Below are 13675 nucleotides of genomic sequence, written 5' to 3' on the forward strand. Positions count from 1 at the left end.
ATACGTGCTCGCAGAAAAAAGCATCACGCATCAGCCTGCGCCAACGGAGGCGAAGAAGCCTTCCGGCCCATCGGCCTCGATCAGCTTCCTGCCTTCGATCACCCAGAACCGGTTGGCCACCGTCCGCACGAACTGGCGGTCGTGCGACACCAACAGGCAGCTGGCCTGCTGCGCCATCAGTTCCTCCTCCAGCGCCTCCTGGCCCTCGATGTCGAGGTGGTTGGTCGGCTCGTCGAGCAGATAGAAGTTCGGCTGGGTGAGCCGCAGCACCAGCATGCCGAGACGGGCCTTCTGTCCGCCCGACAGCCGCCCGATCGGACGGCCCTGCATCTCGATCGAGAGGCCGGCGCCGGCGAGCAGGCCGCGGGCCCGCTGATCGCCGACCTCGAAGCGGCGCGTCAGCATGCGCATCGGCGTGTCGCCATCCCTGAGATCGGCCAGCGCCTGGTCGCAATAGCCAAGCACCAGGGACTCGGTGGCGCGGATCTCCGCGGCCGCCGCCTCGGGGGTCTCGATCGCCAGCCGCAGCGCCGCGACGAACCGGGTCTTGCCGGCGCCGTTCGGCCCGAGCAGCGCAATCCGGTCGCCCCTGCAGATGAACTGCTGGCCGGTCCTGAACAACGGCCTGCCGTCGGGGGTGGCGATCGCAGCGTTGTTCAGCCTGATCAGGACCTTGGCGTGGGTGTCGCGGTTGGCAAGCCGGATCGTTCCTGCGGATCGCTCCATATGCGCCGGCTTCGCCGTTTCCTCCAGCCTCTCGGCGCGCTGCTTCAACTGCTTGGTCTTCGACAGCAGGAGATCGCTGCCGGAATTGATGCCGAGATTGTTGAGCTTGGCGGCCTGCTGTCGCAGCTGCCGGACGGTCTTCATGTCGCGCTGATAGCGCCGCTCGTCCGAGGCATCGAATTCGTCGACCGCCGCCCGCGCCGCGGTGTAGGGCAACGCGAACAGCTGCGACCGTTCCGGGCGCAGGAACAGCGTCCGGTTGGTGGTCGCGTCGAGGAAGGCGCGGTCGTGGCTTGCGATCACCACCGGCATCTCGCGCGGCAGCGCGTTCAGCCAAACCTCGAGCCGGGCGATCTTGGCGAGGTCGAGATGGTTGGTCGGCTCGTCGAGCAGCAACACGTCCGGCTCGGTCACCAGCACGCGGGCGAGCAGCGCAAGCCGCAGCCAGCCCCCGCTCAGCTGCCCGAGCGGCCGCGCCCACAGTTCCTCGGGCACCTCGAGCGATTGCAGGGCGACGTCGACCCGCCAGCCTTCGCTGCCGCGTTGCTCGCCGGGCAGCGCGTCAAGGACGGCGGCATGGAACGCCGTGTCCAGCAAGCCCAGTGGCGCATCCTGCGCGACATGGCCGACGGTCAGGCCGCGCGCGCGGGTGATGTCGCCTTCATTGGGCTCCACCGCGCCGGTGATACAGCGGAGCAGCGTGGACTTGCCGCGGCCATTGGCGGCCACGAGGCCAATCCGGTCGCCGGCATTGACGACGAAATTCAGTTCGGAAAACAGCGGCGCGTTCAGCGTCACGCCGAGATTGCGTACATTGATGAGGGACACGATCAATTCTCTGGTCTTGCCGGCGATCACGACATCCCCGGGCATGCCTGCATGCCCTTGGGCATCCAGCCATCGGATGTGCGTGTCGAAGCGCGGCGAGGGATTTGAGTGCAGGCACGAACGCTCAAACGTTCGACGCCGCACGGCCACGAAGGGCAGACCAGGAAGAGATTTTAGGCGAGTTTCCGGTCAGCCCTGCAAACGCATTTGCAGGGCGTTGACGGGCCACGCTTGAGGTGGGGATCGTTATATCGCGCCACGACGTAGCCCTCCTTTCTCGGCCGAAATGATGTGGTGCTTCGACGGTAACCGGACGTGCAACGGATGGCAAGCGCAGCCGGCGGAGCCGCCCTAACGGTTCAGGCCAGTTTACCCGGCTCGACGCACGGATTCCGCCAGGTGGTCGCCGCCGACCAGCGCGGCAAATTGACCGATCGGGGCCGGCCGGCCGATCAGATAGCCCTGAACCGCATCGCAGCCCTCTTCGGCGAGGAAGGCGAGCTGCGCCTCGGTCTCGACACCTTCGGCGACGATCGACATTTCGAGGCCATGGCCGAGATCGATCACCGCGCGCACGATCGCGGCCGATTGCGGATTGCGGCCGAGATTGATGACGAAGGCGCGGTCGATCTTGATCTTGTCGAACGGAAACGCCTGCAGATAGCTCAGCGAGGAATAGCCGCTGCCGAAATCGTCCATCGAGATGCGGACGCCGAGCGCCTTCAGCCGCCGCAGCAGCGACAGGCCGCGGTCGAAATCCTCGATCAGCACGCCTTCGGTGATTTCGAGCTCGAGGCGGTCGGGCGTCAGCCCGGTCTCGAGCAGGATCGAATGGACGAGGCCGACGAGGTCGCCATGAGTGAATTGCGCCGGTGACAGGTTGACCGCGACCTGCATCGGCACCGCCCAGGAGGCCGCCTCGCGGCAGGCTTCGCGCAGGATCCATTCGCCCATCTCGACGATCAGGCCGCTTTCTTCCGCCAGCGGAATGAAGTCGCCGGGCGGCACGAAGCCGCGCACCGGATGGTGCCAGCGCGCCAGCGCCTCGAAACCGATGATCTTGCTGCCCGCAACGCTCGGGCCCGCGGCAGCCTGCGGCTGGTAGTAGAGCGACAATTCGCCGTTCTTGATCGCGACCGACAATTCCTGGTGCAGCACGCGGCGATCGCGGATCTGCTGGTCCATCTCGGGCTCGAAGATCGAGATCGTGCCGCGCGACTTCGCCTTGGCGCGGAACAGCGCCGCGCCGGAATTGGCTAGCAGCGAGGCCGCGTCGGATCCATTATGCGGGAACACGGCGATCCCGGCGGTGAGCCCGGTGCGCACCGATTTGCCGTCGATCGCGAAATCCTCACCCAACGCCTCGGCGGCCTGCTCGGCCAGCGCAATGCCGGCGACAGGCTGCTGGCCGTCGATGATGAGGCCGAATTCGTCGCCGGACAGCCGCGCCACCACGCCGCCGCGCGCCACGGTCTGCAAACGCTGCGCGACCTCGATCAGCACCTTGTCGCCCATCGCATGGCCGTAGACGTCGTTGATCTCCTTCAGCCCGTCGAGGTCGACGCAGAGCACGGCGAACTCCTCGTCGGTGCCGTCGCAGGCCTCGATCATCTGGGTCAGCGCCTGCAGGAAGGCGGCGCGGTTCGGCAGATCGGTCAGGCCGTCATGATAGGCCATGTGCGCCATGCGCGACTCGGTCTGGCGCCGGTCGGTGACGTCCTCATGGGTCTTGATCAGATATTGCGGCTCGCCACCGTCATCGAGCACGGTCATCCGGCGGGTCAGGAACAGCCGCAGACCATCCTTGGTCGAGATCGGGTGCTCCTCGGCGATCATGCTGCGCTTCCGGATCGCGGCCTCGTCGCGGGCGATGATCAGCTTGGCTTCGCGCGCGTTGAAGATGTCGGACGCGGTGAGGCCGGCGGCATCCTCGCGGCGGCGGTTGAGGATCGTCTCGGCGCTGCGGTTGGCCAGGAGGTAGCGGCCGTCGCTGACGCGCTGCACGATCAGCGAGACCGGGATGTTGTCGACCACGAGCTCGAGGAATTTCTTGTTGTTCTCGAGCTCGCGCGACAGCGAGCGGCGGTCGGTGACGTCCTCGAACAGCGCGATCAGGAACTCCGGTTCGCCGGCCTCGTTGCGGGCGATCACCCGGTTCGACGCCAGGATGCGCTTCTCGGTACCGCGTTCGACGAAGAATTCGCTGCGGTGATAGCCCTCCGGCGCGTCCAGCGCCGCGCGGTCGGCCGTGTCGATGCTGAGCGCGGTCTCGGGACGGAATATCTCGTCGGCGCGCTTGCCGACGATGTGATCGCGCGAGAACCGCGAGAAGCGCTCGAATGCGCGGTTGGCGAAGATGTAGCGACCGTCCTCGATGTTCTTGGCCGCGACGCAGACCGGGACGTTGTCGAGCACGGATTCGAGGAACTGGGTGGTCGAGGCCAGCTTGCGCGACAGCTTGCGCTGGTCGGTGCAATCGAGATGGGTCGCGACCGAGCCGCCGTTCGGCAGCGGAAAATATTTCACCAGCACCGACTTGCCGCCCGGCAGTTCGGTGACCAGCCCCTCGGGCTCTGCGGCCCTGGCAAAGAAATCGTCGACGCTGACGTCGAGCACGCCGCGATCGCGGCGCAGCTCCAGCAGTTCGGTGCCGGTCATGTGGCGCCTGATGTCGGCGCGCGACAGGCCGTAGATGTCGAGATAGCGGTCGTTGCAGAACACGATGCGCTCCTGCGCATCGGTCATCACCACGCCCTGGTTCAGATGGTTGAGGGCCGAGGACACGAAGGCGTTGCGCCGCAATTGCGCGCGCTTGGCCTTGCGCAGGGCGGAGAGCACCCAGAGCCCAACCGCGCCGAGGAAGGAGGCAACCACCACGCTGCCGATCAGGAGCTCCCAGACCACGCCGGGATCGAGGTCACCGAGATAGCTCGAGGGCGCGAAGGCGGCGGAGGCGGCGCGGGCAGCGCCGAACGGCACGACGGCGGCGATCAGGCAAAGGACCGCCCTTGCCGGAATCGAATTCTTCCCGCCCCCCTGCCACTTCCTGCCAGCCATCGATCACCCGCGGATTTCCCGGGCGAGTGTCCGGCTCCGGCGGTTTGGATCGGGTAAACGCGTACGGATGCAACGGGACAATGCGAGTTAATTTACGGCAATTGCCCTGACATGATTAATGCTCCACTAACGCGGCATGGCTCCCCGACAATTTGAGATGGCCCAACCACTTGCCCGGAACGCGCGGATCGGCTGAACGATGTTGGCGGCCATCGCCAGGGCGTGGCTGCGGGGAAATATTCGGACCTGAAGGACGTGATGGACAGGGTTGATTGCGTGATCGTCGGTGCGGGGGTGATCGGCCTCGCCGTGGCGCGCCGGCTGGCACAGGCCGGCCGCGAAGTGATTGTGATCGAGGAGGCTGATGCGATCGGCACGGTGACCTCGTCGCGAAACAGCGAGGTGATCCACGCCGGGATCTACTACAAGGCCGGCAGCCTGATGGCGCGGATGTGCGTCAGCGGCAAGCGGGCGCTCTACCGCTACTGCGCCGACCACGGCATCCCGCACAAGAACTGCGGCAAGCTGATCGTTGCCACCACACCTGCCGAGACCGAGAAACTGCAGTCGATCCGGGCCCATGCCGCGGCCAACGGCGTCGACGACATGCAGCTGTTGTCCGGCGAGGCGGCACGCGCGCTGGAGCCGGCGCTGAACTGCGACGCGGCGCTGCTGTCGCCCTCGACCGGGATCATCGACAGCCATGCCTACATGCTGGCGCTGCGCGGCGACGCCGAGGCGGCCGGGGCGGCGTTCGCCTTCCATACGCCGCTGCTCCACGCCAGGGCGACGGCCAACGGGTTCGAGATCGAAGCCGGCGGCGCAGCGCCCATGACGCTCGCCTGCGATCTGCTGGTCAATGCCGCCGGCCTCGGCGCGACGGCGGTCGCGCGCAGCGTCGAGGGCATGCCGATCGAATTGATTCCAACGGCTTATTTGGCCAAGGGCAATTACTTCAGCTGCAGCGCCAGGGCGCCGTTCTCGCGCCTGATCTATCCGGTTCCCGAGCCCGGCGGACTCGGCGTGCACCTGACGCTCGACATGGCCGGACAGGCACGGTTCGGCCCCGACGTCGAGTGGATCGATCACATCGATTATGCGGTCGATCCGGCCCGGGCCGAGCGGTTCTATCCGGCGATCCGGAAATACTGGCCGACCCTGCCGGATGGCGCGCTGATGCCGAGCTATTCAGGAATCCGGCCCAAGATCGTGCCGCCGGCGGTGGCAACCCAGGATTTCCTGATCCAGGGACCAGCCGATCACGGCGTCGCCGGCCTGATCAACCTGTTCGGGATCGAGTCACCAGGGCTGACATCGTCGCTCGCGGTCGCCGACCATGTCGGCGCGCTGGCGCAGGTCTGAGCAAATGCAGCATGGCCCCCGGGGGACGCGCGCTTTGGCGCTCATCCCTCGGTGAAAGGCCAGATTATTTGCGAATTTACAGGGGGACCGGCTTAGTGGACCGTGTCGTCGGCGGAAAGTCTCAACCGCTCGATTTGATCCTTGACCATCAGCTTGCGGCGCTTCAGCTCGCAAATATGCAGGTCGTCTACTGAGGGGTGAACGAGCGCTTCATGCAGTTCGTTCTCGAGTATTTTGTGTTTACGCTCCAGCTCAACGAGATGGGCCTGTATCGCCATTGCGAACTCTCCTCGGTGCGTTAAACCTCAGGTTCGATCCGGACTCCTGAGTGTACACAAGTGGGCGGCGCTGTCGATGGGGGACGCGAAATGCCGCACGCACTCATTTCGGTTTATCTGTAACCAATCGTGATTGTGGAACCGGTTCGGCTTGCGCGGCGCGCGCGCAGGGAGGATATTCCGGTAAGCGGCTGCTTCGGCCGCAACAACCTCATCGTGCTTACCAGTTAATACACAACCATGAACGATCAGGATGAGCGCGAACTCCTCGCCGAGCTTGCGCGTCTGCAACAAGAGCACCGCGACCTCGATGCCGCGATCGACGCGCTGCATCAGTCGCCAGCGCCGGATCTCCTGATGCTGCAGCGCTTGAAGAAGCGGAAGCTGCAATTGCGCGACCGCATCGCCTTCATCGAAGATCAGATCACGCCCGACATCATCGCCTGACGCGCGCCGCTGGGTGCGGCGGCCCGCCGGTTCAGGTCGGCCCGTGGGTTTTCCCCGTCATCCACAGCGCCTCGTTGGCTTCACGTTCGCGGCAACGGACGCGTGCGCGGTTTTCGCCGCTTGACTCCAAAAGAACAAAATAAGAACATTCCAGCCGCCAGCCATCAGAGGGAGTTTCGCCATGTCCGCACCGCCGTCCCTGCCCGAGCACACCCACTACGAGAAGGCCTGCGATCAGGCGATCGCGATGTGCGACGGCAACCTGCGCAGCACCATCAAGGCGCTGATCATGGCAAACGAGTATCTGGAAGCCGAGCTCGAGGAATTGCAGGCCGCGATCACGGCCGGCTGCGTGCCGGCGCGAAGCCATGCGGCAAGCGACGCCGCCTGATCCTTGCCCTGACCTTGGCCTGACCTTCACGGAGCACAGCAATGGCGGACGTGACCTATTACGTGGCACTGCCCTTCATGCAGGACGACGACGGCACGCCGGTCGCCGGCAGCGCCGAGGAATGCCAGAGCTCGGCGATCGCGCTGCGCCGGGCGGAGACGATGTCGCGGATGCCCGGCAGCATCGGCGCCGTCGCGTTCAGCCGCACCGGCGATCCCGCGATCGGCGAATTCGGCGATGCCAAGCTGCTCCGCGCTTACGGCAATGTGCCGGAAGATCTCAGCGCGCTGTAATCTCTCAAGCGCGATGGGATCGGCTCGAATCATCGTTGCGCCTTTGCTTGAGCATGATCTTTTTCGGAAAACCGCTGCTCACTTTTCCGGATCATGCTCTAGGATTCATGGCGCCGCTGCGCCTTGCGCACATACATCGCGCGATCGGCCTCATCGAGAACGCGATCGATATCCGAATGCGCGGTGAGGATCGCAACGCCTGCGGACGCGCCCGCGGAGACGCGGCTGTCACGGAACACGAAGGTCAGTCGATCGATCGCATCTTCCAGCGCAGCCGCCTTGGCACGCGCATCGATCTCGCTGAGATTCCACAGCAGCACCGCGAACTCGTCGCCACCGAGACGGCCGACCACGTCGGAGGCGCGCACCTGGTCCGATATCGCGGCAACGATCTTCTTCAGCACTTCGTCGCCGGCCGCATGCCCGAAGGCATCGTTGATCGGCTTGAGGCGATCGACATCGAGCACGATCAGCGCGCCGGAGGCCTGATAGCGCTTGATGAAGGAGAGCGAGCGGACGAGCTCGCGCTCGAAGCCGCGCCGGTTCAGGATGCCGAGCAGGAAGTCGGTCTCGGCCGAGGCCTGCAGCTCCTCGATCCGGGCCTGGGCCCGCGCCAGTTGCGCCCGCAACCGGCAGATGGTGGATTTGTCGCCGGACGCGACCGGGCCTCGCATGGAAGCTCCGGTTCCAGCCGCTTTGGTTCCGGTCCCCTTGCTTCCAGTCCCCTTGCTTCCAGCACCCTTGATTGCGGTTCCGCCCGGCCCCGGTTTGCGCGCGGCGGACGCGCCTTTCCGTCGTTTTGCGGCCCCTGAGGCGGCCGCCGTCGTCTTCTTCTTCATGCGCATCCTTGTTGAGGCCTGCTTATGAAGGCTTGCCGGGATTCACCAAGACAGGATAGTCCATTCTAACTCCCTTGCCACGCCTTGGATGAGAACCGGGCCGTCCCTATAATCGGCCTATGCTTTTGGATTCCTGCACAGAATTGAAGAGATGACCGCTCCGATCGCCATCATCATGGGAAGCCAGTCCGACTGGGAAACCATGCGCCATGCCGCCGAGACCCTGGCCGCGCTTGGTGTTGCCTGCGAAACGCGCATCGTTTCGGCGCACCGCACCCCCGATCGGCTCTATGCCTTTGCCAAGGGCGCCAAGGCTGCCGGGCACAAGGTGATCATTGCCGGCGCCGGCGGCGCCGCCCATCTGCCGGGCATGACGGCCGCGCTGACGGAGCTTCCGGTGTTCGGGGTTCCCGTCGAGTCGAAGGCGCTGTCCGGCCTCGATTCGCTGTACTCGATCGTGCAGATGCCGGCCGGCGTCCCGGTCGGAACACTGGCAATCGGCAAGCCCGGTGCGATCAACGCCGCGCTGCTCGCGGCGAGCGTGCTCGCACTTAGCGATCCCGCTCTGTCGGCCCGGCTTGCAGCCTGGCGCAAGCAGCAGACCGATGCGGTCAAGGACCATCCGGAGGGCGCGGCGTGACGGCTTCGAACGGAGTGAAGCTGAAGCCGGGCGACACCATTGGAATCCTCGGCGGCGGACAATTGGGCCGGATGCTGGCGATGTCCGCGGCGCGGCTCGGGCTGCGCTGCCAGGTGTTTTCGCCGGACCCGGACTCGCCGGCCTTCGACGTGGTGCAGCACGCGACCTGCGCGGAATATGCCGACGTCGAGGCGCTCGAACTGTTCGCCAACGACGTCGACGTCGTCACCTATGAATTCGAGAACGTCCCGGCCGCGACCGCGATGGTGCTCGCCGCGCGCCGCCCGGTGCTGCCCGCGTACAAGATCCTCGAGACCACGCAGGACCGGCTGATCGAGAAGGATTTCATCAGCAAGCTCGGCATCGGCACCGCCGATTATGCCGACGTCTCCTCGGTCGCGACGCTGCGCGCGGCGATCGAACGGATCGGCCTGCCTGCTGTCATCAAGACCCGCCGCTTCGGCTATGACGGCAAGGGCCAGGCCATCATCCGCGCAGGCGACGACATCGAGCAGGTCTGGGAGGATCTCGGCACCAAGTCGGCCATCCTCGAGGCCTTCGTGCCGTTCGAGCGCGAGATCTCGGTGATCGCGGCGCGCTCCGCGTCCGGCGACGTCGAATGCTTCGACGTCACCGAGAACGAGCATCGCGACCACATCCTGAAGATCTCCCGCGCGCCGGCCGCGATTCCCGAGGCGCTTGCCGCGCAGGCGCGCGCAATCGCCGAGAAGATCGCCACTGCACTCGACTATGTCGGCGTGCTCGCGGTGGAATTGTTCCTGGTCCCCGGCAACGGCAAGGCGGCGACGGTGCTGGTCAACGAGATCGCACCGCGCGTGCACAATTCCGGTCACTGGACGCTCGACGGCGCCTCGATCTCGCAGTTCGAGCAGCATATTCGCGCCATCGCCGGCTGGCCGCTGGGCAAGCCGGTGCGCCATGGCGAGGTCACCATGACCAACCTGATCGGCGACGACATCCTGAGCTACGAGCAGTGGCTCACCGTTCCCGGTGCCACCGTGCATCTGTACGGCAAGGGCACGCCGCGCCCCGGCCGCAAGATGGGGCACGTCACCGAAGTGACGCCGCCCCGCAAGCCATGAATTCCGCTGGAGCGCGATGAGATCTTCATCGCGCTCTGTCGCTGTCGGGATCGTGGCGAGCACGATCCCATTAGAGCATCGGCTCTGATTGAATCAGAACCGATGCTCTAGTTTTGTGCTTTGACGCGTTTTCTTCACGCGAACCGGCGTCCACTTCGCTCGAAAACGCTCTAGCAGATCACGCAGTCTTGACGCCGGCGACGACGCCGGTCGGCTCGTCGCTGAGCCAGCGATAGATCACGCCGCCGAGCGCACCGCCGATCAAGGGCGCGACCCAGAACATCCAGAGCTGCGCCAGCGCCCAGCCGCCGACGAACAGTGCCGGACCGGTGCTGCGCGCCGGGTTCACCGAGGTGTTGGTGACGGGGATGCTGACGAGATGGATCATCACCAGCGCGAGGCCGATGGCGAGCGGCGCGAAGCCGGCAGGCGCCTTGCCGTGGGTCGATCCCATGATGATGAACAGGAACATCATGGTCATCACGACCTCCATGATGAAGCACACCACCATGCTGTACTGGCCCGGTGAATGCGCGTCATAGCCGTTGGAGGCGAAGCCCTTGCTGACATCGAAGCCGGGCGCGCCGCTGGCGATCACATAAAGCAGCCAGGCGGCGATGATCGCGCCGGCAACCTGCGCGATGATGTAGGGCAGCACCTGGCCGCCGGGGAAACGCCCGCCCGCGGCGAGCCCGACCGTCACCGCCGGATTGAGGTGGCAGCCCGAGATATGGCCGATCGCATAGGCCATGGTCACCACGCTCAGCCCGAAGGCCAATGACACGCCGACCAGGCCGATCCCGACCTGCGGAAAGCCCGCCGCGATCACCGCGCTGCCGCAGCCGGCGAATGTGAGCCAGAACGTACCGATCAGCTCGGCCGCATACTTCTTCATATCCATGTGCCATCTCCCCTATTTCCAATGCCCGGGTCATCCAAAACGCCGGGAGCGGCCCTCAACCGGGCGCCAAATCACCCAAATCAGGGCCGCACGATGGCATTTTCGCCCCATTTCGTGGCTTTACTAGGCCCGAAAGTCACTCGACCGGTGGACATCTGCGCGTTTGTCTGATACATGCGCGCGCCTGGGGTTAAGAGGCAGGCCTTTTGCCGCCCCTTCACCTCGCCAGAATTCCGAACCGATCAATTCAAAAGAGGATGCCGCGTGCAGGTTCTCGTCCGCGATAACAATGTCGACCAAGCCCTGAAGGCGCTGAAGAAGAAGATGCAGCGCGAGGGCATTTTCCGCGAGATGAAGCTCCGCGGTCACTACGAAAAGCCCTCTGAGAAGAAGGCTCGCGAAAAGGCCGAAGCCGTGCGCCGCGCTCGCAAGCTGGCGCGCAAGAAGCTGCAGCGCGAAGGCCTGCTGCCGATGAAGCCCAAGCCGGTGTTCGGCGCTGGCCCCGGTGGCGACCGCGGCGGCCGTCCCGGTGGTGCTGGCGCTGGTCGCGGCCCCCGCTGAACCGTTTTGCCGATCTGGAAGTCTAACAGCGCGGGCCACGGGCCCGCGTTGTCGTTTTGATGCAGGCCGCGTTCCGGGGTTGCCCATGCAAGATTACCGGCAAGAGCATTTTGCATGACGGATGCTCCGGCACCCCGCCCCCTCTCTCCGGCACCACCGCGCCGCCGTCGCGCGCCGCAGCTCATCATCGCAGTGGCTCTCGGCCTGCCGCTTGCGGGCTGCTCCTTCGACCTCGGTTCATGGGGCTCGGACGACAAGCCGAAACCGGCCGCTGCCGCCGCCGACAAGCCGGCTGCCGACACCATCACGCCACAGGACATCAACAGCGCCAGGGATCACGCCACGCGCGGCCAGGTGCTGGCGCATTCCGGCAAGGTCGACGAGGCGCAGGCCGAGTTCGAGCAAGCGCTGACCTCCGACCCCTACAACATCCAGGCGCTGTACGGCCGTGGCCTGATCTATCAGGGCCGCGGGCAACATCAGCAGGCAATCGACGATTTCACGGCGGCGAGCGGGCTGTCGCCGCAGAAGGCCGAGCCGCTGGTCGGCCGCGCCACCAGCTACCTCGCGCTCGACAAGGCCAAGCAGGCCGCCACCGACCTCGATGAGGCCGTGCAGGCCGATCCCAGCAATGTTGCGGCGTGGAGCGCGCGCGGCCAGGCCTATGAGCGGCTCGGCGACAAGGCCAAGGCGGCGGCGTCCTACAATCGCGCACTCGCGCTGCGGCCAAATGACGGCGGCGCGCGCAGCGGGCTGGCGCGCACCGGCGGCTAATCTCAATCTTGCTTCGGCGGGACGCTTACTTCGGCAGAACGGCGTGGAACATCGACTTCATGCCGGAGAACATGTCGTCGGTCACCGAGGTGTGCTCGTTCTTCGGCGCAGCCATAGCCGCGTCGGCGCGCAGGTCGAGCGGCGCCTGGATCACCGGGACCGGAATGTCGGCCGGCGGCGTCAGCCGGTTCGAATCCTGCGCATTGGCGGCGTAGGGCGGACGCGGCTGCGAGGATTGATCGGCGTTGTCGCTGGACGGGTTCGACACCATGATCGGCGGCGGCAACGGCCGGATCGCCGACGAAGCAGTGGGGCGCTGCGCGTCAGGCAGGCGGGCAACATCGGTGCGCTGCGCATCCTGGGTACGCGCGGCGTCCTGGGAGCGCGCGGCTTCCTGCGGACGCTCCTTGCGCAGCCGTTCGATGGCGGCGCGCGCCAGATCGTTGGCGTCGCGGTTTTCCTCCGGCGTGGCAGCGGCCTCGACTGGCGCGGCCGACGCGGCAGGCGCGGCCGGCTGCGGCGCGGCGGGCGTCACCTTCGCGACCGCCTTCGGCGCCGCCGGGTGATGGCGGGTGTCGGCGGGGATGCTGGCGGTATCGGCCGGCGCGTCGGACTTCTGGTCGGCGGATTTCTCGGCGGGCTTCTCGGTGACGGTGGCCTTCTCCGACGCCGACCGCTCGATCAGCGTGCGCTCCGACATGCCCTTGGCCTTCACGCCGGCTTCCGGAAGGCTGCTGACCACGGTGGCGGGCTTGGCGGCGGCTTTCGGATCGGCTTTGGGATCAACGGCGGCGGTCAAGGCTGCGGCTGCCGGCGCGTCCGGCTTGGCCACGATATAGTGATTGACGATGTACGCCCCGATGATGGTCGCTGCCACCGAGGGTAAGATGTCCATCACGAATTTCTTCAGGTAACTCAGCATGACCTGCCACTCCCCGCCCCGTTATTTCATGCTGGAACTTTGAGGCACATTCAGGGATCAACTGCGTCGGATCGGTGGCAAACCCCCGTTCCGACGTCACCTTTGGTGTCACTTTGGTTTCAGCCGGAGGCGCCCCCTGCGTAGGCCGCATCCACTTCTTAATTCATCGTGCAGCCGTTAACGGCTTATGAATTTCCACAGCCGCGCCCGCTCGGGGCTGCCATTCTGCGCGCGCAGGGTTACCGCCCGCATCAGGGCTTGAGTTCGACCTCCAGGAACACGATCTCGCTGGCGGTCTCGTTAAGCACGTCGTGCTGGACCCCGGCCTTGCGGAAATAGGACTTGCCGGCCCCGAGCTGCGCCTTCGAGCGCTCGCCGTTCGGCGCCACGATGGTCATTTCCCCGGCCGTGATCGGAACGATGACGTAGTCCATCTCATGGGTGTGGTGGCCGGTGGCGCTGCCCGGCGCAAGTCGCCATTCGGTTACGCGAACCTCCGCCGTATCCACCTGCACATCCGATTTGGCACTGAGCATCGTCATTTTCTCCGAGT

At 65.8% G+C, this 13675-nt stretch carries 15 protein-coding genes; 8 read left to right on the plus strand and 7 right to left on the minus strand.

Annotation, left to right across the window (positions count from 1 at the left end; all coding sequences use genetic code 11):
- Positions 1 to 30: 30 nt before the first annotated feature.
- Both FBZ93_RS30940 and FBZ93_RS30945 read right to left on the minus strand, forming a co-directional pair.
- Entirely contained in the window at positions 31 to 1599 is a 1569-nt protein-coding gene (locus FBZ93_RS30940) for an ABC-F family ATP-binding cassette domain-containing protein (protein ID WP_146991236.1), read from the minus strand.
- A 324-nt stretch (positions 1600 to 1923) separates the two neighbouring features.
- Positions 1924 to 4611 (minus strand): sensor domain-containing protein, encoded by a 2688-nt coding sequence (locus tag FBZ93_RS30945; protein ID WP_146991237.1) that lies wholly within the window; start codon positions 4609 to 4611, stop codon positions 1924 to 1926.
- Positions 4612 to 4869: 258 nt separating this feature from the next.
- Here FBZ93_RS30945 and FBZ93_RS30950 point away from each other — a divergent pair, with 258 nt between their 5' ends.
- Positions 4870 to 5973: an NAD(P)/FAD-dependent oxidoreductase gene (locus FBZ93_RS30950; RefSeq protein WP_146991238.1), complete on the plus strand. Its 1104-nt coding sequence runs from the start codon at positions 4870 to 4872 to the stop codon at positions 5971 to 5973.
- Positions 5974 to 6065: 92 nt separating this feature from the next.
- Here the strand turns inward: FBZ93_RS30950 and FBZ93_RS30955 are convergent, their stop codons facing one another.
- A complete protein-coding gene (locus FBZ93_RS30955) occupies positions 6066 to 6251 on the minus strand; it encodes a YdcH family protein (protein ID WP_050422666.1) in 186 nt (61 codons plus the stop codon).
- Between the two features lie 240 nt (positions 6252 to 6491).
- Here FBZ93_RS30955 and FBZ93_RS30960 point away from each other — a divergent pair, with 240 nt between their 5' ends.
- From FBZ93_RS30960 to FBZ93_RS30970, 3 genes are all read left to right on the plus strand, one after another.
- Positions 6492 to 6698 (plus strand): YdcH family protein, encoded by a 207-nt coding sequence (locus FBZ93_RS30960; RefSeq protein WP_024583705.1) that lies wholly within the window; start codon positions 6492 to 6494, stop codon positions 6696 to 6698.
- A gap of 181 nt (positions 6699 to 6879) precedes the next feature.
- The gene (locus tag FBZ93_RS30965) at positions 6880 to 7089 is read left to right on the plus strand and encodes a hypothetical protein (RefSeq protein ID WP_146991239.1); all 210 of its coding nucleotides are present in this window, start codon (positions 6880 to 6882) and stop codon (positions 7087 to 7089) included.
- A 41-nt stretch (positions 7090 to 7130) separates the two neighbouring features.
- Complete coding sequence (locus tag FBZ93_RS30970) at positions 7131 to 7382, plus strand: hypothetical protein (protein WP_050422668.1); 252 nt, start codon at positions 7131 to 7133, stop codon at positions 7380 to 7382.
- A 98-nt stretch (positions 7383 to 7480) separates the two neighbouring features.
- On the opposite strand, the gene FBZ93_RS30975 is transcribed toward FBZ93_RS30970, so the two are convergent.
- Positions 7481 to 8227: a GGDEF domain-containing protein gene (locus tag FBZ93_RS30975; RefSeq protein WP_146991240.1), complete on the minus strand. Its 747-nt coding sequence runs from the start codon at positions 8225 to 8227 to the stop codon at positions 7481 to 7483.
- A gap of 145 nt (positions 8228 to 8372) precedes the next feature.
- Here FBZ93_RS30975 and purE point away from each other — a divergent pair, with 145 nt between their 5' ends.
- A complete protein-coding gene (purE, locus tag FBZ93_RS30980) occupies positions 8373 to 8861 on the plus strand; it encodes a 5-(carboxyamino)imidazole ribonucleotide mutase (protein ID WP_146991241.1) in 489 nt (162 codons plus the stop codon).
- Positions 8858 to 9964, plus strand: coding sequence for a 5-(carboxyamino)imidazole ribonucleotide synthase (locus FBZ93_RS30985; protein WP_146991242.1), 1107 nt, complete (start codon positions 8858 to 8860; stop codon positions 9962 to 9964). Before purE ends, FBZ93_RS30985 begins: the two co-directional genes overlap by 4 nt.
- 178 nt (positions 9965 to 10142) lie before the next feature.
- On the opposite strand, the gene aqpZ is transcribed toward FBZ93_RS30985, so the two are convergent.
- Complete coding sequence (gene aqpZ / locus FBZ93_RS30990) at positions 10143 to 10865, minus strand: aquaporin Z (RefSeq protein WP_146991243.1); 723 nt, start codon at positions 10863 to 10865, stop codon at positions 10143 to 10145.
- A gap of 264 nt (positions 10866 to 11129) precedes the next feature.
- Between aqpZ and rpsU the strand changes: the two genes are divergently transcribed.
- On the plus strand, positions 11130 to 11426 hold the full coding sequence (rpsU, locus tag FBZ93_RS30995; protein ID WP_021078544.1) for a 30S ribosomal protein S21: 297 nt from the start codon (positions 11130 to 11132) through the stop codon (positions 11424 to 11426).
- Between the two features lie 114 nt (positions 11427 to 11540).
- Positions 11541 to 12200, plus strand: coding sequence for a tetratricopeptide repeat protein (locus FBZ93_RS31000; protein WP_146991244.1), 660 nt, complete (start codon positions 11541 to 11543; stop codon positions 12198 to 12200).
- A 25-nt stretch (positions 12201 to 12225) separates the two neighbouring features.
- On the opposite strand, the gene FBZ93_RS31005 is transcribed toward FBZ93_RS31000, so the two are convergent.
- Both FBZ93_RS31005 and FBZ93_RS31010 read right to left on the minus strand, forming a co-directional pair.
- Positions 12226 to 13122, minus strand: a complete 897-nt coding sequence (locus FBZ93_RS31005; protein ID WP_146991245.1) for a hypothetical protein — start codon at positions 13120 to 13122, stop codon at positions 12226 to 12228.
- Positions 13123 to 13373: 251 nt separating this feature from the next.
- Positions 13374 to 13658 (minus strand): cupin domain-containing protein, encoded by a 285-nt coding sequence (locus FBZ93_RS31010; RefSeq protein WP_028340624.1) that lies wholly within the window; start codon positions 13656 to 13658, stop codon positions 13374 to 13376.
- Positions 13659 to 13675: the final 17 nt, after the last annotated feature.

The organism is Bradyrhizobium macuxiense, from assembly GCF_007993935.1.
GTDB lineage: Bacteria > Pseudomonadota > Alphaproteobacteria > Rhizobiales > Xanthobacteraceae > Bradyrhizobium > Bradyrhizobium macuxiense_A.